This is a genomic window from Micromonospora sp. CA-111912 (genome assembly GCF_050948415.1).
Classification (GTDB): domain Bacteria; phylum Actinomycetota; class Actinomycetes; order Mycobacteriales; family Micromonosporaceae; genus Micromonospora.
The window spans coordinates 5,812,890-5,834,177 of the sequence record NZ_CP192007.1; the positions used below are offsets into that span (position 1 = coordinate 5,812,890).

Annotated in this window: 14 protein-coding genes; 5 read left to right on the top strand and 9 right to left on the bottom strand. The window is 69.1% G+C overall.

The features are described from left to right. Window positions 1-28: 28 nt before the first annotated feature. From ACQPZO_RS24250 to ACQPZO_RS24265, 4 genes are read right to left on the bottom strand one after another with little or no spacing between them, the layout of a single operon-like run. Complete coding sequence (locus ACQPZO_RS24250; RefSeq protein ID WP_433344200.1) at window positions 29-823, bottom strand: hypothetical protein; 795 nt, start codon at window positions 821-823, stop codon at window positions 29-31. A gap of 15 nt (window positions 824-838) precedes the next feature. Then, window positions 839-1,153, bottom strand: a complete 315-nt coding sequence (locus ACQPZO_RS24255) for a type VII secretion target (RefSeq protein WP_433344202.1) — start codon at window positions 1,151-1,153, stop codon at window positions 839-841. Continuing rightward, a complete protein-coding gene (locus tag ACQPZO_RS24260) occupies window positions 1,153-1,902 on the bottom strand; it encodes a hypothetical protein (protein ID WP_433344203.1) in 750 nt (249 codons plus the stop codon). The genes ACQPZO_RS24255 and ACQPZO_RS24260 overlap by 1 nt, the downstream gene beginning before the upstream one ends. Before the next feature lie 2 nt (window positions 1,903-1,904). Next, window positions 1,905-2,303 carry a hypothetical protein gene (locus tag ACQPZO_RS24265; protein WP_433344205.1) on the bottom strand — a complete coding sequence of 133 codons (399 nt, stop codon included), beginning with the start codon at window positions 2,301-2,303 and terminating at the stop codon, window positions 1,905-1,907. Between the two features lie 440 nt (window positions 2,304-2,743). On the opposite strand from ACQPZO_RS24265, the gene ACQPZO_RS24270 reads away from it, so the two are divergent. Then, on the top strand, window positions 2,744-5,740 hold the full coding sequence (locus ACQPZO_RS24270) for an N-6 DNA methylase (protein ID WP_433344206.1): 2,997 nt from the start codon (window positions 2,744-2,746) through the stop codon (window positions 5,738-5,740). A 276-nt stretch (window positions 5,741-6,016) separates the two neighbouring features. Here the strand turns inward: ACQPZO_RS24270 and ACQPZO_RS24275 are convergent, their stop codons facing one another. The 3 genes from ACQPZO_RS24275 to ACQPZO_RS24285 form a co-directional block, all read right to left on the bottom strand. Continuing rightward, window positions 6,017-7,210, bottom strand: coding sequence for a hypothetical protein (locus tag ACQPZO_RS24275; protein WP_433344208.1), 1,194 nt, complete (start codon window positions 7,208-7,210; stop codon window positions 6,017-6,019). Between the two features lie 218 nt (window positions 7,211-7,428). Then, window positions 7,429-8,322 carry a DUF2637 domain-containing protein gene (locus ACQPZO_RS24280; RefSeq protein WP_433351212.1) on the bottom strand — a complete coding sequence of 298 codons (894 nt, stop codon included), beginning with the start codon at window positions 8,320-8,322 and terminating at the stop codon, window positions 7,429-7,431. Between the two features lie 880 nt (window positions 8,323-9,202). Then, window positions 9,203-9,577, bottom strand: a complete 375-nt coding sequence (locus ACQPZO_RS24285; protein ID WP_433344210.1) for a hypothetical protein — start codon at window positions 9,575-9,577, stop codon at window positions 9,203-9,205. 324 nt (window positions 9,578-9,901) lie between these two features. Here ACQPZO_RS24285 and ACQPZO_RS24290 point away from each other — a divergent pair, with 324 nt between their 5' ends. The 3 genes from ACQPZO_RS24290 to ACQPZO_RS24300 all read left to right on the top strand — a co-directional run bounded on the left by ACQPZO_RS24290 (window position 9,902) and on the right by ACQPZO_RS24300 (window position 12,070). Continuing rightward, window positions 9,902-10,369, top strand: a complete 468-nt coding sequence (locus ACQPZO_RS24290; protein WP_433344212.1) for a hypothetical protein — start codon at window positions 9,902-9,904, stop codon at window positions 10,367-10,369. A 299-nt stretch (window positions 10,370-10,668) separates the two neighbouring features. Continuing rightward, complete coding sequence (locus ACQPZO_RS24295) at window positions 10,669-11,073, top strand: effector-associated constant component EACC1 (RefSeq protein WP_433344214.1); 405 nt, start codon at window positions 10,669-10,671, stop codon at window positions 11,071-11,073. Next, entirely contained in the window at window positions 11,057-12,070 is a 1,014-nt protein-coding gene (locus tag ACQPZO_RS24300; RefSeq protein ID WP_433344216.1) for a caspase family protein, read from the top strand. The genes ACQPZO_RS24295 and ACQPZO_RS24300 overlap by 17 nt, the downstream gene beginning before the upstream one ends. A 98-nt stretch (window positions 12,071-12,168) precedes the next feature. On the opposite strand, the gene ACQPZO_RS24305 is transcribed toward ACQPZO_RS24300, so the two are convergent. Together ACQPZO_RS24305 and ACQPZO_RS24310 are read right to left on the bottom strand one after the other, a co-directional pair. Beyond that, window positions 12,169-13,635 (bottom strand): ATP-binding protein, encoded by a 1,467-nt coding sequence (locus ACQPZO_RS24305; RefSeq protein WP_433344218.1) that lies wholly within the window; start codon window positions 13,633-13,635, stop codon window positions 12,169-12,171. Window positions 13,636-13,646: 11 nt separating this feature from the next. After that, entirely contained in the window at window positions 13,647-18,242 is a 4,596-nt protein-coding gene (locus ACQPZO_RS24310; protein WP_433344220.1) for a hypothetical protein, read from the bottom strand. Window positions 18,243-18,507: 265 nt separating this feature from the next. Here ACQPZO_RS24310 and ACQPZO_RS24315 point away from each other — a divergent pair, with 265 nt between their 5' ends. Next, on the top strand, window positions 18,508-21,258 hold the full coding sequence (locus ACQPZO_RS24315; RefSeq protein ID WP_433344222.1) for an Hsp70 family protein: 2,751 nt from the start codon (window positions 18,508-18,510) through the stop codon (window positions 21,256-21,258). The last annotated feature ends 30 nt before the right edge of the window (window positions 21,259-21,288 follow it).

The window sequence follows — 21,288 nt, forward strand, 5'->3', positions numbered from 1 at the left end:
CCTCGCACCTCGATGAACCAGCGCCGTCCTAGCCCGGAGCCAGCGACCAGTCTGCGTCACCGTCGGTCACCGTCGCGTCGTTGTAGATCGAGGAGTTGGCCGCCGGCCACTTCCCGCCCGGGAACGAGGTCGAGTCCACGGCCTCGCCGTGCAGGTTGACCATCGTCGTGGCCTGCGTCCCCAGGAAGACAGTCAGAGTGACAACGGCGGTGCCGATGGTCAGGGTGCTGATGCCGGCTTCGCCGAGAATGAGGGCCGCGCCCGCCGGCGAGAGGACCGCAGTGCTGAAAGCGTCTATGGCGAGCTTCGCTGCCGCGATCAGCCTGACCAGCACGACTGCCAGGGTTGCGTAGAAGGCGGCACCGGCCGCAGCGCAAGCCAGCAGGTGACCGGACGTACTCGAAGCGATAGAGGTGATCTGAGACGCCGCCTTCGCCTGGCCGTCCACATGGGCGACGTAGGCGTCACGGGCCTTGCCGGACCAGTCCGAGTCATCAACCACCAGGTGCTGGGTGGTCAACGCGCTGGCCACCCCTGAGGCCTCGCCGCGGATGTTCATCCACTCCCAGGCGTCCAGGAACATGAAGATTGGCGCTGTGGCGCCCTTCAGGAGGTCAAGGAACAGGTCGATCAGTTGCTTGCCGACCTTGACGCTCTCCCTGCCCAGCCGGACGACGGCCGCCGAGGCGCTATCCGTCATGTACCAGCGACTGGAGGCAGCCACCGAGGCCACCATGACCGCGTCCAGGTGCTTGGCGAAGTCATCCAGACCGGACCTGATGTCGGCGATCAACGACTCGTACTGCGCCTTACTGAAGGTCACTACCCTGCCCCCGGCTTAGTACAGCTTGTGGATCTTATGAGCGTTGTTCCGGTCTTCCTCGTCGTACGTGTCCGCGACCTTGCGCAAGGTCTGTGCCACCTCGGTCATAGCTTTCTTGCCTTCGTCGCATCGCTGGCTGACCTGCTGCACTACGTCGTTGTACGGAGACACGATGAGCTGGAACAGGCCAGCTTCGACGCGGCCCAGCTCCATCCCGGCGACCTTCGAGCCGAGCCCCCCGACGGTTGCGCTCTGGCCGTCCCACTCGGTTGCCTCGGAGCGCAGCGTGTTCGTGGCGACGGTGACCTGATTCCGGCTTGGGGGCTGCATCAGCGTTCCTCTCGCTGGTGGTTCGCAGTGGTCAGGCTCGCGAGTGTGGCCAGGGCCTCGCGGGCCAGGACGTCAAGGTTGACGGCCTCGCCCTCTCGCTGGGCTGCTTGATCGCGCAGTGCTGCGTGCGCCTGGGCGAGTGCCTCGCTCAAGCCGGAGTTGATACCGCCAACGCTCTCCCCTGCCGCCCAACGCGGCTCAATCTCGCACCCCTGCAGCCCGGTAGGGGCCAACGTGATAGAGAGGGACCGCTCTCGGTTCCGTCCTACGGCAGGCACCGACGGCTCGACCGCCCGCCCGCGTACGTTCTGCAGGGACTTGAGCACCTCCTCGGTCATCGCTAGGAGGTCGCGGGGCTGGCCGTACACGGGGACCTGAGGCATCGGGCTCGCAGAGTCGGCCTCGTTCTGCTGCTCGCCTCGCGTCTCGATGCGCTCAGCCTCGGCAAGCCACGAGTCACTGTCGAACCCCTCCGACCATGCACGCTGCCCGTCGGCTACGGCGTTCTCATGCGCCGCCAAGACGGCTTGCCCCAGTGCGTACGGCTGCAGCCGGCGCTGCCAGCCGAGCCCGACTCGGATGCGGGTGGGAAGTCCGTCTGCCCCGAGCGTGACCGTGATGGCACCGCTCGGGTCAGTTCCCGCCGCCTCCTCCGGGGGCGCCTGGGCCTGGACCGAGGCCGTCAGGGCAGTCAGGTCCGCCGTGCGTTGGTGCAGCCGGCGCAGCTTGTCGGTGATCTCGTCGCTCATGCTCACCGCCGCCCTGGGTGGCCGAGGGGCACGTTGCTGGCCGATCGGACGGCCAGCCAACCGAGGACACCAAGAGATGCGGCGGAGTGAGCGAGCAACACGCCAAAGACAACCCACTCCCCGCCAACGAGGAAGCCGAGCATGACCGCAGCCACGAGACCAGCCGCCGCCCAGGAGACAACCCCAGCCCCACACTGGACGGTCTTGGAAACCTGCTTCTCGGCCCACGACACACCGGCTGCCAGCAGAGCCATCACGAACGCAGCTGCGAGTACCACCTGTGTACCCGGAGAGCCGAACGCGGCATCAGCGGCGACCTCGGGGAAGGAAGATACAGCCATGACCGTTACAGGCAGCTCGAAGATCGGGCCGACTACCCAGAGGACGAGAAGTGTCGACAACGAACGTCTGCGACCAGCAGTTGAAGTTGGTTCCACCCGTGCTCCCCCGTCCGCACGACCACCAAGGCGAGCCGCCGTCCCTGCGCAACCGACCAGTAGCTGTCAGTGGCTAGCCAGCTTGCCGGAACACCTGGCTGCGACGCAACCCGGTCAGTCGCAACCCATCGCCCGATGGTGGATCTACCCCCGCCTCGTCGCGCTTCTCCGCCTCATCTGGTGTTGCCTCGTGACATACGGACGCCGCTGGCTCAACGGCCAGCCCTGCACAGGATGCCTCGAAGGACGGCACCCTCATCTCGGCGAACAGCGCCGCATCCGCTTCTGCCGAGTTGAGTGACCTAGGGTGGCTCTCGACGGGCAGCTGCGCTACCCGGTCGGTCGGTTGAGAGAGGCGGTTGGCGTTGGTGAGGGAGTCTGTGCAGTCCGAGGTGCAGGTCCTCGTGAGCCGCATCGCGGATCGGGATCGACTGCGTAGTGAGGCCACGCTTCAGGCGGATGTGCGGCAGTTGCTCCTTACAGGGGGACTGAACCTGTCCGAGCACGATATGACCGTCGATCTGGAGACGCAGGTTGGTGACGGCCGACGCATCGACGTCGAGGTCGGTTTTACCGTCATCGAGATCAAGAAGGACCTGAGCAGTACTGCGGCCTTACGGGACGCGATCCGCCAACTGACCGGGTACGTCAAGACTCGCACACAACAGACCGCGCAGCGCTATGTGGGTGTACTTACCGACGGCGCGGACTGGCGGGCCTACCACCTCAACGGCGACGTTCTGAAGGAAGTCAACTACTTCCGACTGACCAAGCGGACCCAGATAGCAGATCTACTGTTGTGGCTGGAGGAAGTTCTGGCCACAACCACCGACGTGAAGCCCACCCCAATGGAGATCCGACGACGGCTCGGCGCGGACAGCGTCTCGTACAGCATCGATATTGCGACGCTCACCGCTCTCTACGACGCCCACAAAGATCTGCCGACAGTGCAGATGAAGAGGCAGCTGTGGTCGGAACTGCTGCGAAGCGCGCTCGGGACGCAGTTCACCGACGACGACTCCTTGTTCGTCGAGCACACCCTGCTGGTGAACACCGCCGAGATCATCGCGCACCTGGTCCTCGGGCTGCCGGTACGCAACATGGAGCCTGCCAGTTTGCTAATCGGCGAGACTTTCAACCAGGCCCAACTTTACGGGGTAATCGAGGCCGACTTCTTCGATTGGGTCATTGAAGTTCCCGAGGGTGACGGCTTCGTCCGTGCTGTTGCGCGGCGTCTGGCTCGATTCGATTGGGCTGATGTCGATCATGACGTGCTCAAAGTGCTGTACGAGTCGATCATCAGTACCGCGACCCGCAAGGCTCAGGGCGAGTACTACACACCTGACTGGCTGGCCGAGAGTGTCGTCTCCGAAAGCGTCACTGACCCTCTCCAGCAGCGAGTGTTGGACCCTTCCTGCGGGTCGGGGACGTTCCTGTTTCACGCCGCTCGACGCTATCTGGCAGCTGCCGAGGCAGCTGGAACATCCCTCAAGGAGGCCCTCCATGGGCTTACTAACCACGTCGCTGGTATCGACCTGCACCCTGTCGCGGTAGCTCTCGCCCGCGTCACCTATCTTCTGGCAATCGGCCGCGACCGACTGAACGGCGAACGTGGCCCCATTCGGGTTCCGGTTTTCCTCGGCGATAGCGTCCAATGGGATCAACGCCTCGACCTAATCGATCACGGCCACCTTGTGGTCCGAACCGACTATGACGGCCGATTTTACAAGAGTGACTTGCGGTTCCCCGAGGACCTCCTTGCCGACGTTTACCGCTTCGACGACCTCGTCAACACGCTCGCCGACCTCGCCGCAGACCAGCGCCGTGTCAGGGGCACGGTGCCCTCGTTGGTCCACGTGTTCCGGCGTTTGGCGATCGAACCCGAACACCACGCCGCGATCACGCAGAACCTACAGCTGTTGTGTGAGTTGGTCGACCACGACCGCAACCACATCTGGTCCTACTATGTTCGCAACCTCGCACGCCCCATGTGGCTTTCCCGTCCAGAGAACCGCGTCGACGTTTTGGTTGGCAACCCACCCTGGCTGTCCTACCGGCATATGCCTGCGAAGATGCAGGAACGGTTCAAGGAAATGAGCCAAGAACGCGGGCTGTGGAAGGGCTTCGAGGTCGCCACCCACCAGGACCTGTCTGGGCTCTTCATCGCCCGCTCCGTGCAGCAGTACCTCACCGACAACGGTACATTCGGCTTCGTCGTCCCCAATCCCGTCCTCGACCGGCCTTACTGGACCGGGTTTCGCAGCGGCGCCTTCCACGACCCAAGCGAGATAATCGACGTCGCCTTCACCCACTCATGGGATCTTCGCCGGCTGCGCCCGCACTTCTTTCCCCGAGGCAGCGCCGTTATCTTCGGACACCGCACTACACACGGGAACAGCAAACCGCTCCCCAGAACCACCCAGCGGTGGACCGGGACCTTGCCCCGCGGAGCGGCCAGATGGGAGCACGTCGAGAGTGCGATCTCCCGCGCTGGCGCCGAGCTCGTCTACGCCAGCGAAGGGTTGAACGACTCCCCCTATCGTCCACGATTCGCTAACGGTGCCACGATCTATCCACGGCTGCTGTTCTTCGTCGAGCGCCAGGAGGCAGGCCCCCTCGGTCTCGGGGCAGGCCGGGTCAAGGTCCGGTCCGACCGGTCCACTAGCGAAAACCCACCGTGGAAAGCCCTGCCCGACCTTGACGGCGTGGTGGAGAGCGAGTTCGTCCGGCCCATCTACCTCAGCGAGTGCGTGCTGCCGTACCGGACCCTTCCGCCTCGCTACGCGATCCTTCCCCTTCAAGGAACCGAAATTCTGGACGGCCGGCACCGCGATCTCGATCGGTACCCTGACCTGGCCCGCTGGTGGCGGCATGCGGAGGAACTGTGGTTGCAGCACCGCAGCAGCGATCGTCTGACACTCACGGGACGCCTCAACTACCAGAACGACCTCATCGGACAGCTACCCGGCACCGCGCTCCGCGTCGTCTATGGCAAGTCCGGCATGCACGTGTCGGCCGCGCTTATCGACGCACCGAATGGGATCATCGAACACTCCCTGTATTGGGCCACCGTCACCAGCCGCAGCGAGGGCCTCTACCTCCTGGCCATCCTTAATGCTCCTGCGATCACGGAGCTCGTCCGCCCCCTGCTGCCTTACGCGAAAGACGAGCGCCACATCGACAGATACGTGTGGGAGCTTCCCATCCCCACCTACGACAACACCAACCCGCGGCACCTGCGCCTGGCAGAAATCGGCCAGTCCGAGATGAACCGGATCGCAGCACTCGACCTGGACACCAGCAAGCACTTCGTCGCCCTTCGCAAACTGGTCCGGCAACACCTACTCGACTCACCAGACGCCGACGAGCTTGATCTCCTTGTGCGGGAGCTCCTGGATTGACCGGTCTCCCCGGACCACCACGGGCCGCCGAGCCTCGCTGGGTGCCAGCACCCTCACACCCCTCGGTCTTGCACCATGACTTGCGGCGAGGCGCTACCTTTCGTACACGTGAACCTTGGGGACTGGGGCAACGTCGGCGACGTACGTTCACCGGATTGGTGACACGCCGAGTGTCGTTCCGTTCTGACGAGGCGGTAGGGGCTCACTGGCCACGGCGGTGATGGTGCTGCCGAGAGCGGTTCCGTGGGTACCTGGCTCGCTGCCAACCCGGCGTCGCTAGAAGGCGTCGCCACTCAGCCAGTTGCCTGGCAGGCCGAAGAGTTCGTTGATCGGCTGCGCTCGCGAAATGGTTGGCTCGGGCGTGTCAACTGAGACGGGTGCTAGCCATAGCGGCTGTAGGGGGATGTTGACTCCGGGCTCAAGGGTGGTCCACAAACTGGGTTGGACATTGGCGACGAGCCATGGCTTGAGGTTGCTTGTGGTGACCACTTGGGGGGCGTGTCCGCGTCTCCAACCTTTGCGGGTCAGCCAGTGCCCATCCTGGTGAAGATCGCTTGGGTCTTTGGACGCTTGTCGAGGGACTGCAGCAGATAGTCCGTATAGAGTTTCCTGAATTTGGTAGTCCCTCGTCGGGTACTCGGTGTTTGCCATGACTGCGATAACGAGGGGGGCGTCGAGTTTTCCGTATCGCTTGGCCTTTTCATCGACAGCCCGGGTGAGCCGGGTGACGTTGTCCACTCCCCCTGCTCGCCTGGGGCCGAACGTGACAACGAGCGGACCGCCCTTGCCGGATGCCTCGGACCGCAGCGGCAGAGCTGCGAATTCCAGGGACCAGCCTTCCTCCTCGAATTGGTACCGGGGGAGGGTACAGCGGCTTAGGTTCGCGGCATATGCGGCAGAGACTGCGCGGGGATTAAGGGACGCGAGCCATTCCGTCAGCTGACTACGCAGCATGGTGGTGGCCAGTGGCTGCGAGCCGATCGAGCTATAGAAAAAGCTGATCTTGAACGTGTCCGCAGGCAGTTTCTCCAGCACGGCATGCACCTCGTTTAACCGCCGTTTCTCTGCAAGCGTGCCCGCTGCGATATTCGCCTTTACTGCTTCCAGATAAAAACGGCTCTCACCGTTGTCCATAAAGAAGTCTGGGCGCTTTGAGGAGCCCGGCACTTCTGGGTGCACAGTGATAGAATAGCCGGAACGGCGGTACGCCTCGTGTAGGTAGAGTTCCCAGAACCCCGACTCAAACCCTTGATCGCCCCCAGCCTGCATGCTCTTGATCAGCGAGTTACGCTCCGAGGAGGGGTACTGGCCCACCCATTCGGTAAGCAGCCGGCGGACTTCGGCAAAAAACGGCCTGGCCGAACGGTTCAGGAAGTTATACTCGACCTCATTCGGCTTCCTCGGCATATGGTCTACACGAATAGAGTCATCAAATATCGGCATGAGGACCCCTATCAGCAACACACTCAATTGTCGAACACCTAAGTCCGTAAAACGAGCCAGTTACCGTCCCGGGGACACGCCTTCGTGCACCGGCGCGCTGGCCTGCTGCGAGCCTACGGCCCGAACGGAATCAACTCCGCTCTGCACGGGTGGCCGTACGTGCTACGAGTCGCCTGCACTTTCATGATCGACCTGCCCTCTGAGACGAAGCTGACCTGCGCACAGGCCGTCCGCACTAGCCTGCATTAGGTTTCTTCCGTCAAGCAGGCAACGGCCGTCAACAGTCGTCCGCGCACTCGTCGGGCATGTGACAGATCAGCGCCAGCCAGTCGGGCAAGCTCGCGGTGGTCAATGTCGCGCCCCTCCATGACGGCCTCAGCGAAGGCTGATTCCATGATCTGGACCTTCGTCAGGCGAGGCTCGCCCTCGGAGTCCGGGACCGCCGGACCCGACGCAACCGTCACTACCTGCGAGTCCTCTACGGGGTCCAGGACCCCAGGACCGTCGCTCTCTACGGGTCCTGGGTAGTCCGGGACCACGGGGGCCGGTTCGGTCACCACAGGACCGGAGGCCGGGACTACGGGCACGGTGTCCGGGATCGCCACCGTCCCGGAGTCCGGGACCACGGCGGCGGAGTCCAGGACCGGCGGGACGGGGTCCGGGACTACGGGGGTGGAGTCCAGGACTGCCTGACCGGAGTCCAGGACCGATATCAGCAAGTCCGGGACTCCGTCTGACTGGCCGGCAACCGCGGTGGCGAACAAAGCAGCCTCGGAGGCCGACTGGACGGCCAACGTGGCTGCTGGGCTCTCACTCATCCGGGCAAGGGCGATCTTCGCCATCATCAGGAACCCCGCAGCCGGCAGCGCAGCTGCCAGCCAACCGACCACTGACGGCTCTGCCTCGATCACCTGAGCACCGAGCGACAAGAACACCGCGACGACCAGGACGGTCACTGGGAACGCTTTCGACTTGCCGGTGCGCGTCCGGCGGCGCACCTCCAGACCGGCGGCGATCGACATCAGCTCCAGGGTCACTGCGTTGGCCCAGGCGAGCCACCCGCCCTGGCCGTGCGCTGCCGAGACGTCGTGAACGTGTCGGAAGCTGGCAGCGCCGGCTGCTCCTCCGATCGTGAGCATGATGACTACCTGGATGACCCCTTCGATCCGCTCGGATCGGCTCTGGGAACTCGCCTTGTGCTTCATTGGCCTCTTCTTCGTTGAGGCCCTCGAAGACAGATCAGCCGGGACGTGGTGGCCCCTCACGGGCTTCTCTACGCCGGGCGTTTCGTGTCACACGTCGTGTCACACACCGCCCGCTACCGACCCACACGAAGCGGCACGCTAGGCCGTTGATCATGCCATCTACCTGCATAAACCGATGCCCGACGATAGCCGGCGGCACCCGCTCCGGGTGTCTTCCAAACTGACGGTGCGGGTTCGATTCCCGTCGCCCGCTCCACACCCTCCGGCCCAGGTCAGCGGCACGATCACCGCACCTGCGCCGTTCTCGTCTCTGCCCGCTGCGCTCGGCCTGCTGGCGGCCGCCGACCGGCATCGGCCGGCGCAGCGGGCCACGTCCTGGCTCAGGTCGTCGCGCCCGAGGTTCGCTGATCGCGGCCTCGATGCGCAGCCCTGTCCCGGTCGCGACGAGGATGCCCGCCAAGATGTGCGGCTCGGTCGTCCCGGTGTCCGTCGACAGAGTGATGACCGAGACCAGGAAGCCGGCGACCAGGGCCACGTTTCGAGTGTGCGAAGGCTTGACGCGTGCCGCGACAGAGGGCTCACCTCGCGACGGTATCGGAGAGCTGGTGTCAGCGGTGTCGGGACCAAGACCCGATCAGGCCACGGTAGAGCCGTCCCCTTGTTTCTTAGGATCCGCAGTCACCCGCCCGCGAGACGCTTTGAAGCTGATGTCGTAAACGGATCAGCGGCCCGGCTGACGCCACCGCGGCCGACACGCCACCTGATGTCACAAACGACTCAGCTCCAAAGCATCGTCGTACGACCCCGCTCCCGCCTACTCGGCAGGCAGGTTGACAGCCGAGCGGACAGCCAGCAAGCCGAGAGCACCAAGGGCCGCGGCGCAGTGCGCGAGCAGTACGCCGAAGACGACCCACCCAGCACCGACGAAGAAGCCGAGCATGAGCGCCGCCAGGAGGCCCGCCGCCACCCAGCAGGTCACTGCGACCGCGCGACGGAGCGCCCTGGAAGTCTGCCGCGCGGGCCACGACACAACGGCTGCCAGCAGCGCCGTCACGAACGCGACCGCGAGCACCGCCTGCGTACCCGAAGAACCGAACGTTGCATCAGCGGCAACCTCCGGAAAAGTGGTGACGGCCATAGCCGTCACGGGCAGCTCGAAGACTGGCCCGAGCGCCCATAGCGTGATCAATGTCGATGTCTTGCTTCTGTGGCCAGCAGTCGGAGTCGAACCCACCCGTCTCCCCCGTATGCCCGACTGCAAGGGCACCCCCGCCACCCCTGTGCAATCGATCAGTAGCTGTCGGTTGCCAGCCACCTTGCCGCAACACCTGACCGCGATGCAACCCCGTCGGTCGGAGCCGAATGCCCGCACTATGCGGCCTATTCTTGCCCCGATTCAGGACCTCTTCGCCGACCGTCGGTTCGAAGTTGTCCACAATGCGTGTTTCGGCTAGCGTGCGCGTCTGTGAAGCGTTTTCGGGTTACTTCCACTCTGTTGATCTGTGCCTCCCTGATGGCTCTCACCGCGTGCGGTGGTGGGGAGGACACCACGACCACGGCCGGGTCCACGCCGTCCGCCTCCACGGCTCCCTCCTCGGCGGCCGCCTCTCCCTCCTCGGCCCCGCCGTCGACGGCTGCGACGGGCGCCACGGGTGGCACGAGCGACAAGAAGCTCTGCGAGTCGGCGAAGAAGGCCGGGGACGACATGAAGGCGCAGCTGGTCGCCGCCCTGCAGTCCGGCGAACCGTCGCCGGCCACGTTCAAGAAGATCCTCACCGATCTGGAGGGGAAGATGACCACGCTGGCGTCCACCGGGGGCGACAGCAAGGTGGCCACCGCTCTGAAGCAGTTCGGTGTGGAGGCAGCCAAGGCGGCAGCGGCCGCGGACCCGGCAAACTCCGCCGACAACCCCGCCTTCGAGAAGGCCGGCGCGGACATCACGGCGGCATGCAAGGCTGCCGGGGTCAGCGTCAACTTCTGACGACACCGCCCCTCAGCGGCCGATTCGCCACCATCGCGGCTGTGTCGCGGGCCATACAACTGGCCCGCGACACAGCCGCGGTCGGTTCTCACGGTCTCCAGCCCGAAACGGGCGGTCGGGGTACGACTCCTGTCTTCCGTTCCATACTCGACTCACCCGGTTGTCGGTCAGAGCGGGCACCGACGTGACGAGAGTCGTAGATCAGTCACTCGGCCCGGATCTCCCACGGCCTTCGGAACTGCCCCCGATGGTCGGCCTCGGCTAGCCTGGATCACACGCGGTCGAAGCCGGGAGGCGCAATGGAACTGTCGCTCAGAATCGACAACGATCCGGCGGGGACCGAGGCGACGACGCTCTACCGTTGGCTCGCCCGCGACCGGCAACTCACCCGGCACGCGCGGCTCTCGCCGGCCGCCGGAGGGCCGGTCGACGGGGAAATGAGCGGCGGCTCGCTGGAAACGATCAACGTCGTTCTCTCCAACAGCATCGCCCTGGCCAGCCTGATCACCTCGATCGTGGCGTTCCGGAAGGCGCAGAAGCAGCAGCGGGCCGGCTCCGGTGATCCGATCATCGTGCTGCTGGAACGGCCGGGCAGGTCCATCGCCATCGACGACGACTCCACGGCCGAGGGCGTGGTCGAACTGCTCGACGCGGCGGATCCCGCCCCCGCGGCTGGGGTGACCTCCGATGGCAACGCTCGCTGACCCGACCGCCTCCCGAGCGGTACTGGTGGGAGTGCCGGAGTACGACTCGCTGCCGCCCCTGCCGGCGGTGCGCGAGAACGTCGGCGCGCTGCGCCGGCTGCTCACCGACCCAGCGGTGTGGGGGTTGCCCACCGAGAACATCCTCGTGCCGGACCTGTCCGGCCCGGACCCGCTCGGCGCCGTGATGGGGGCGCTGCGCTCGGCCGCCCGGGAGGCCACCGACACCCTGCTCGTCTACTACGCCGGTCACGGTCTGACGAACATCCTGACCGGGGAGCTGACCCTCGCCCTGCCCGGCGTCGAGGATCTCGACCAGTGGTGGCGGGCGCTGTCCTTCGACCACATCCGTCGCGCACTCACGGACCCCACCCTGGCCGCCACCCGCCGGGTGGTCGTCCTGGACTGCTGCTACTCGGCACTGGCGCTGGCCGGTGACATGGGCCCGGCACCGGCCAGCATCGACGTGGCCGCGCTCACCGAGGTCAACGGGGCCTTCGTGCTGACCGCCTGCGCCGAGTCGGAGACGGCGAAGGCGCCGCCCGGCGCGCGGTACACCGCCTTCACCGGTGAGCTGATCACCGCGCTGGAGGAAGGTGTCGCCGACGGTCCGGAACTGCTCGACCTGCACACGCTCTACCGCCACCTGGCCGCGGTCCTGGCCGAGAAGCGCTGGCCGGTCCCTCAGCAGCGCAGCCGCAACTCGATCGGGGACCTGGCCCTGGCCCGCAACCGGGCCTGGTCGGCACCCGTCGCCGCCGCAGGCGGCGGCAACGACGCGGGGCGGGGCGGACCCGTCCTCCGGCGTGTCGCCGTGCCGGCGACCGAGCGCGCCCGACTGCTGCAGCGCGTGGGCAACTTCCCGGGTGCGACGGCGGCGCTTCGCGAGGCAGCGGTCGACCAGGAGCCCGAGGCGCTACGCCAACGCATCAGGCAACTGCGGCGCGCGAATCGGCACTCGGAGGCCGCCGCGCTGTGGCGGCTCACCGAAGGCGTGTAGGACGCCGAACGCACACAGGACGCCGAGGGCGACAGGACGCTGAGGGCACGCAGGGCACCGAGGATCCGACGTTCTCGCCGGCCGAAAGACCGGCCCGGTCAGGCCGGCGGTAGCCCGTCGAGGCTGTGTTCGGCCCGGCGGCGCAGGTCCGCGTCCAGCGGGCTGCCGCGATCGGCGGCCTGCCGGGCCTGCGTCACCGCTTCCGCACGTTCCTTCCAGGCGGCCGGGTCACCGCCGAGGTGGGGCTCGAACAGTTTCCAGTTCAGCAGCACGAGGTCGATGACTTCGGCGGTGTCCAGGCGGTCGAGCGGGTCGAGCCGCTCAGCCGGGACGAGCGGGACGCCCTCCGGCCCGCCGTACCAGCGCCCGGGGGCGGCCGCCGCGTCACCGACCCGCCGGCTCAGCTCCGCACCCCAGCCCTCACCCCACGAGCGGGTCAGCCGCTCGCGGACGCGGGCGCGCAGCGCCAGGTCCCGGTCGATCCACCAGCCGTGCAGCGCGTTGGTCAGCACCATGCGGCGTACCTGCTGGGCGAACTCCGGGGACAGCAGCGCCACCGTGGCCCCGTCGGGGCGGATGAGTCCCAGTCGGCGCAGCAGCGCGATGTCCTGCGAGTCGATCGTCAGGTAGGTCCGGGTGAGCACCTGGTACAGCAGGTCTCCCCCGCGCTCGCCGGTGTCCGCGTTGAGGTTCGCGATCGAACGGGTGAACTGGTCGCGGAACTGCGATTCCACCTGCTCCCAGGCCAGCTCCGCGTCGAGCCGGTCGGTCAGGTGCGTCTCCACGAGTTCGTGGCAGAACAACTCGATCAGGTACGGGTGGTTCCCGGCCCGCCGGACGATCTCGGGCCGCAGGTCGGTGAGGTCGACGTCGACGTCGACGGCCCGGGCCAGCATGGCGGCGACCTCGTCGTCCCGGAAGGGGCCCACCGGCCGTCTCATCCCCATGACCCCGTCGAGCGTCGAGTGGGCCACGGCGGCCAGCTCGATCGACTTGATCGACCGACGGGACAGGGTCACCAGCCCGGCGGAGTAGTTCTTCTCGCTGACCAGGTCCCGTAGGAGCTGGAACTCGACGCGCCGGAAGACCTCCGCCTGGTCGAACTCGTCGAGGATCACGCCGACGCCGACGCCGACGCGGTGCAGGGCGGTGAAGAACGCCTCGAAGCACTCCTTCAGGTCCAGCCACTCGATGCTGCTGTGCACCGACAGCTCGATGTCGTTGAGGCTGGCGAGCCAGTCGGGCGGCGCGCCGTCCCCCGGCTGGTTGAGCCGCTCGGCCTCCTGGCGCACCCGGGCGACGACGGCCCGGAACACGTCGGCGCCGCTCTCGTACCCGGCGACGCTGAGGTAGACCACGAGCAGGTCGGGACGGTCGACCGCGAACAGTTCCTGAGCCCGGCGTACGACGCTGGTCTTGCCCATCCGGTGGTTGCCCTGGAGACTCAGGTTGGCCGGGCGCGGGCCCCGCCAGGAGTTCCTCAGCAGGCGCAGCAGGCCCTGCCGGCCCACGAATCGTTCGGCGGTGGCCACCTGCCCGACGCCAAGGTACGGATTGACCGTCATGGCAGCCGACCCTAGCGCCCCAGTTCGATGGACGCCCCGACGTGGTGCATCAGCAGCCAGTCCTGGTAGAGGCGGACGACGATCCGGTACGCGCCCCCCTCCTTGCGGACGACGTCCCGGATCACCAGGTCGTTTAGCAGCTCGGTGAGGTCATCCCTGCCACGGTAGACGGCCTGCACCCGCTCGATGGTGGCCAGGCCCTGCCGGGAGGCGACCGCCACGGCCAGCAGGACGGGGCGGAAGTGCTCGGCGGTGGGGGCGTCCGGTTCGGTGTAGCCGGCGGTCTCCAGGTTGTCGAAGTCCTCCTCGCCGAGCGAGTCCAGCAGTTGTTCCCGGACGAGCTCCACGTCGGCCTCGGTGACCAGCGGGGCCCGGTTGAGGTTCATCTGCTCGACCAGGGAGAAGCAGAACTTCTGGATGTAGAAGGCGCTGCCGCCGGTCAGCTCGACGATCCGGTCCACCGCGTGCTGCCGGTACCGGCTGTGCCCGTCCCGGCCCCCGATGAGGATGGGTAGCTCGATCAGCTTCCGGGCGTTGATGTCGTCGAGGTAGGTGACCCGCTCCCGGGCGAACACCACGAAGACGTTGGCGTGCTCGCGGATCACCCGTTCCAGCGCGTCCTGGCCCACCACCACGAGGTGGAAGACGCGCCGCTCGATGATCGCCTTCAGCGCCTGCATGAACGACTGCGGCAGCAGGCGGTTGCGGATCCACTCGTCGAAGTACTGGAACTCGTCGATCAGGACGACGACGTGTGGTGGCCGGTCCAGCGTGGCGAAGTAGTCCTCGATGATGGAGATGAAGTCCACCACCGGCTGCGGGCTGGCGGCGAACTGTTCCCGGGTGACGTGCGCGGCCAGGCGGGGCCGGCCGGCGCCGGCCGGGTCCTCGAGCAGTTTGCGGCCCGTCCGGTTGAGGATCTCCCAGAGCAGCTCGCCGAGCAGGGCGTGCGGGCCGCGGCCGACGAGGCCGCCCTCGGGGCTGAAGCTGCCGATGTTGCCGAGGTCGACCACGATCAGGTTGTTGGACGCCCGCCGCTCGCTGAGCCGGTCGATCAGCCGGAACCGGATGGAGGACTTGCCGGCCCGCTTCTGGCCGAAGATCGCCACACCGGTGCCCGGCACCGGGGCGAGCCGGAGCCGGCGTTCGATGTTGTCGAGCAGTTCCTCCCGGCCGAAGAACATCTCCGGGTCCTGCACCGGGGCGCCCGTGGAGCCCTGGAAGAACGGGTTGTCGATCTCCTCGAACTTCGACGGGTCGGCGAGCTGGACGGCCAGGCTCGCCTCCACCTGGTCGTACTCGTCGTCGGAGCGGGACCGGTACAGCAGGGTCACCGGCAGCGAGAAGGCGCCGGCCCGGACCCCGCTGTCGCTGACCCGCAGCTTCACCACCAGCACCCGGTGCTGCCCGCCGCTCACCGCGCTGGTCAGCCGCAGCACCTCGTCCTGGGGGATGAACAGGTCCGGCTCGCTGCGGATCCGCAGTTCCCCGGACTCCAGCGGGGCCATGCCCTCCTTGTTGCGGATCTCGATCTGCACCGTCACCAGCCCGTGCTGGTCACGGTTGCTCTCGGCCAGCGCGAGCGCCAGGTCCGGCTTGGGGCGGCGCTCGGCCAGCAGGTGGTCCTGCGCCTGCTCCACCAGCGAGGCGATGCGGACGGCGATCGGATCGACGCCCTCGACCGCGAAGCTGGTGGGCGCCTTCGCCACCTCGCTGCGGACCCCCTTCATGGTGTCCGTCACCCGGCGCAGGGAGGCGTCGCGCTCCTCGAAGGACTCGGCGTAGATGAACTGGAGCAACTCGCGCAGGGCGTCATCGATCCGGCTGAGGCTCTCGCTGTCCGAGTCGACCTCCGGGCGCACCTCGGAGAGCCGGACCAGCGCGGTCTTGATGACGTCCTCGGTGATCGTCAGCTCGTGCAGGGGCGCCAGGGCGGCGACCTTTCGCCGCTGCTCCCGCCCCCAGGCCGCGCCGTACCGCTGCCACGCCTCGCGCATCACCTCGAAGGGCGGCCGACCCGACGGGTGCTCGTCGGGCCATTCGTCGAGCAGGTCGCCGTCGAGGTAGCCGCGGTCGGCGAGGTACCTGGCCGCGGCGGTACGCAGCTCCGGGTCCTCGTGGATGACCGCGGTGACCCGCTCGGCCGCCACGTCCGTCTGGGCGACGAGCTGCGCCACCAGCGGGAAGACGGCGAAGCCGTGCTGGTCGAGCTGTTTGCGCAGGATCGGCGCGACGACCTCGTCGATGGGCGCGCCGTCGGGGGTGGAGTCGCGCCGCCAGCTCAGTGCCGGCCGCCCGTCGAGGGAGAGGAAGAACCGGCCGATGGCCAGCCGGGCGTCGCCGCCCCGGGCCGGGTTGCGCAGCCGCTCGGAGGCGGCCAGCGCCTCACAGTACAGGTCCCGGGCGGCCTCGCTGGCCTGCCGGTCCAGCACCAGGTCGGCCAGCGCCGTCAGGCCGCTGCACAGCCAGCCGTGCAGCTGGTCCTCGTCGTCGTCGCGCCCGTTGGCGCCGTACTCCCGCAGGATGGCCGCGGCGGAGATGTAGCCGTCGGCGCTGTTCTCCCGCTGGTACCCCCGCGAGTGCCCGGCGTTGTCGGCGAGCCGCAACGCGTCGCGGAAGATGGGCTGCTTGTTCTCCCGCTTGCGCTGGTCCTTGATCCCGGCCGCCTGCTCGGAGTACCGGTCCATCACGTAGGCCACCAGGGCCGAGGTGAACAGGCGGTCGATGAACTTGGGCGTGCTGAGGGACAGCTCGTTGCCCTGACGGATCGCGACGACCTGGCGGCGGATGTCGTCCGCCCGGTCGGTGCTGTCGTCGCGGATCAGGTTCTCGGCCTCGTCCAGGCTCGCCGACGTCCGCTGCTGCACGTACGCCATGGCCAGGCCACGCCGGACGGCGGGGTTCGCCGGGGTGGCGTCGAGCAACGTCTTCCACTCGGGGATCGAGTCCTGCCCGGCGGAGAACTTCACGAACGCGATCTGGTGGAGCAGGTGCCGTCCCTTGGAGCTGGACGGGTCCCGGGAGGCGAGCTGGCGGTGCAACGCCTCCAGCGCGTCGCGGTACCTTCCGGCGGCGATGTAGAAGTCGATCAGGATGTTGTCCAGGGAGTCGCCGGGCGGCACCACCCCGGGGAACTCGACCTCCAGGACCCGCAGCGCGGCCTCCGCGCCGTCGAACCGTTTGATCAGCCAGGCGAGGTCCTTCACCGCGCTCTCGCGCTTCGGCCCGCCCGAACGGATCTCCTCCCGGTACGCGGCCTTCGCCCCCTCGTAGTCGCGCTTCTTCTTGTTCAGGTGGTCGGCGCGGGCGAAGTGGTCGCTGGCCGCCCGCGCGGGTGCGGCGGGCGGCCGGGGCGCGGGATCGGGCGGCTTCTCCACGGTGCGACGCGGGGTGGGCAGGAGCCGGCCGGGTGTGCCGGGGCGGCCCGGCGTGCCCGGCCGGACGGCCGGCGGGAAGCCCGCGGCCCGGAACCGGATCGGACGCGGCTGCGCCCCCTCGGGGCGGGCGCGGGGCTCCAGCGTCACGCCGCCGGGGCAGGCCTCCTCCACCGCCCGCCGGGTGATGGACGGCAGGTTGGGGGCGAGGATCAGGTCGCCCAGGGGCGCCCGGGAACCGGCCGCGTCCAGCACGCCCAGCAACGCGTGCCAGGCCGCCGAGTCGATCATGGGGGTGATGTTGCGGAAGTACCGGAGCAGGGCGTACACCACGGCGTCGCTGTCCGCGTTCTTCGCCGCGGCGACGGCCAGCATCCGCCAACTCTCCGGGTCGGCGGTGAGGTCCGCCGCGGTGGCGAAGTACTGCTGGGCGCTCGCCGGGGCGGCGTTGAGCAGCTCGATGACCCCGATCAGGTGGTAGAGGTCGCCGTTGACCGGGTCCGCGGTGAGGATCCGGCGCAGGCCCGTCGCGATCTGACCCAGCCGGCCGAACTTGGGTGCCAGCTCGTTGATGTTCGCGGCGTTGCGGTACCGCTGGTACTCGGAGTGCAGGCCGCTGTACTGGTCCTGCGGGACGTCGATGTCGAAGGACACCTCCACCGGCATCGAGGCCACGGCGCGCAGGGCCAGGTCCGAGGTGACCGCGGTGGAGGCGGCGGCCACCTCGACCGGCGCGAACGGCGGGCGGCCCTCGGCCACGGGCGTCGCCTGCCGCAGGGGTTGCTCGACGGCGGCCGGCGGAACGGGGTCGTCCGCCGCCGGTGCCGGTCGCGGGGCGGGCGCCGACGGGTCGGGCGTCGGCACCGCTGTCGGGGTGGGCTCGGCCGTCGGGGCGGGCACCGCCACCGGCACCGCCGCCGACGCGGGCTCGGCCGTCGGGGCGGGCTCGGCCGTCGGCACCGCCGCCGGGACGGACCCAGCCGGCTGAGTCGGCGGGACGGGACCGGCCGGCGGTGCCACCGGGGACGGCTCGGCCGGGGGCATCCCCACCAGGGTCCGCAGCCCGAGGATGCCCGCGAGGGCCAGGACGCTCCGCCCGCCGTCCGGCTGCTGGAGCACGAGCCGGTTGAGCGTCAGCTCCACGAGCTGGCCGACGAACAGGTCGCCGGTGATGAGACGGACCTCGACGTGGTCGCCGACCCGCGCGACCGACTGGACAAAGTCAGCGTCCATCACACTCCACAGTCGAACGTTGGTCGGACAGATGATCCGCCTACCAGCTAGCCCGGCGCACGGCAGCAGTGTCAAGCACAAAGCCGACAGTAACCGCCGCCGCCCGGGTCCTCGGCCGACGCGGGAGGCCGCCTCCCCGGGCTCGTCGAGCCGGCCCCGGCTCCCGTCGTGCCTGGTCGTCCCGCAGGCCCTGGCCGGGCGGGTGTTCCGCCTGCGTACGATGCGGGGCCGGACATCCCCTCGTCCCCGGCGGAGGTAGCGGCACATGGCAGGCCAGCACGAGGGCTTCGCCCTCGGCGTCGACCTCGGCACGTCCAACACCGTGGCCGTGCTCCGCTGGCCGGACGGGCGGACCCGGCCGCTGCTCGTCGACGGGCAGCCGGTCGTCCCCTCCGGGGTGTACGCCGACGCCGACGGACGCCTGCACGTCGGCCGGGACGCGCAGCGGCTGGCGCAGGCCGACCCGGGCCGCTACGAGCCGAACCCGAAGCGCCTGATCGACTCCCCCACCGTGCCGCTCGGCGACCGCGAGTACGCCCCAGCCGACCTGCTGGCCGCGATCCTGCACGCGGTGGGCCAGACCGCGGTCGCCACGGTCGGTTTCCTCCCCCCGGCGGTGCTGACCTGCCCCGCGTCCTGGAACGACGCCCGGCGTCAGGTCCTCGCCGACGCGCTGCTGCGGGCGGGCTGGCCGCAGGCTGCCGAACACACCCTCTCCGGCCCCACCCCGCTCGGCACCCGGCTGCTGCGTGAGCCCGTGGCCGCCGCCCGCTACTACGCCCAGGTGCTGCGCCGGCCGGTGCCGGTCGGCGGCTCCATCGCAGTGTTCGACCTGGGCGGTGGCACCCTGGACGTGGCGGTGCTGCGCAACGAGGGCGCCGACCCGTGGGGCGACTCCGGCTTCGCCGTGACCGCCACCGGGGGCGTGCCCGACCTCGGCGGGCTCGACCTGGACGCCGCCCTGACGAGCCGGCTCGGCGAGCTGGTGTCCGCGACCGACCCGGCGCGGTGGGCCCGGCTGACCCAGCCGGCTGACGCCGGGCAGTGGCGGGATCGGCACCGGCTCCGGGAGAGCGTCCGCGAGGCGCGGGAGATGCTGTCCCGGGCCCCGGTCGCGCCGGTGGTCGTGCCGGGATCGCAGGAGATCGTCCAGCTCACCCGGGAGGACCTGGAGCGGGTGGCCACCCCGCTGCTGGCCCGGGCGGTGGCCGAGACCGGGCGGGTGATCGCCGCCGCCGGCCTCACCCCCGACCGGCTCGTCGGCCTGTTCCTGGTGGGCGGTCCGACCCGGATGCCGCTGGTGGCCCGGATGCTGCACGCCGAGTTGGGCGTCGCGCCGACCGTGCTGGAGCAGCCGGAACTGCCGGTGGCCGAGGGAGCGCTGACGGACCTGCCGGCCCCCCGCCCGCCGCGACAGGCGGCACCGGCCGCGCCGGCGGGTGGCGCCGGGGGCGTACCGGCGGCCGCGCCTGCGGTGGCCGGGGCCGGCGGCCTGCCGCCCACCTGGGTCGACGCCGGGCCGGGGCTACCCCCGACCGCAGCCGCCGGACCGGGGCTGCCGCCGACCGCCGCCGGGCCGCCCGGGATGGGTGGAACGCCGGAAGCCCTGTGGGGCGTGCCCGTCTCCGGTACGCCGACGCCGCCGCCCGCCCTCCGGCGGCGGGCGCTGTGGATCACGGTCGCGGCCGTGCTCGCCCTCGCCGGGGTGGCCGGCGGCGTCGCGCTGTGGTACACCCGGGACCGCTACCCGGGCCTGGAGTTCCAGAAGACCCTGACCGAGGTCAAGCGCGTCCCCGCCGGCGCGGACCGGCCGACGGCAACCTTCACCGCGCTGCTCGGGAACGCCGGCTACGCCGCCTACCCGCTGCCGGACGACCGGCTGGAGATCGTGGCGGTCGACGCGGAGACCGGCAGGGAGCGGTGGCGCAAGCAGACGACGCAGGTGGCGCAGCGGTGGGACGAGATCCGTGCCGTGCCCGGCGCGGTGGCGGCCCTCTCCGACGCGACCGGCGCCGAGGCGCCCCGCGAGCTGGTGGTGCGCGACGCCGCGTCCGGCGAACAGCGGTGGGCCCGGACGATCCGGAACGACGACCGGTTGATCTTCGGCACGGACGTGGTGGTGCTGGTCGACCGGGCCGGGCACCGGCTCGTCGGCCTGCGGATGAGCGACGGCACGGAGGCCTGGGTCAAGGACAACGCACGCGATGAGTCGGGCAACAGCCGCAGCACCGTGCTGCCGGTGGGCACGGACGAGGGCGCCGGGGGCCCGGCGTACGCCGGCGGCACCCCCCGCGACCCGTGGCGCGGGAAGGTCGACCGGCTCGTGCAGATCGGCGCGGACCGTTCGGTCCGGCTGATCGACCTGGACAGCGGGTCTTTGCAGCGGAGCTGGACGGGCGTCGCCGACTGGGACGACCTCGTGGTCGCCCACGAGGACCGGCTGTACGTGGTCGACGACAGCGGCGCCGGCCGGTACCGGCTGCTCGGGTACGACCTGACCCAGGTCACCGAGCCGACGATCCTGCACAGCTCGGACGAGGGGCGGCGGGCGGAGGCGCTGGTGGCCTGCGGCGAGCACCGGGCGTGCCTGCTGGAGACGCCGTCCGGCGACGCGGACCGCTCCGAGGTGGTGGCGGCCACCGAGGGCGCCGCGACGCGACACTGGGTGGCGCCGAGGGCGGAGGAACTGGTGCCCGTGGGCGAGCACCTGATCGTCCGGCGGCAGTACCCCGAGTCGACGTCGACCATCTTCGACCCGAAGGGCAAGGCGGTGCTGCGGGACCGGGACGGGGTGGCGGTCCGGCTGGACGCCGGCAACATCCTGGTCTTCGCCGACAGGCTGAGCAGCAGCGAGTCGGACCCCAGCGTCGCCGGGATGGCGGTCGGTTCCCCCGACCCGGCCGAGCTGGGCCGGGCCAAGGACGTGCGCGGCGAGTCCTGCTCGTGGAACACCAGCGTGCTGCTCTGCGGCGCGGCGAAGGACTTCGTGCTGTACCGCTTCGCCCCCACCCCCTGACCAGTCACTCTCTGACCGGCCCGGACACCT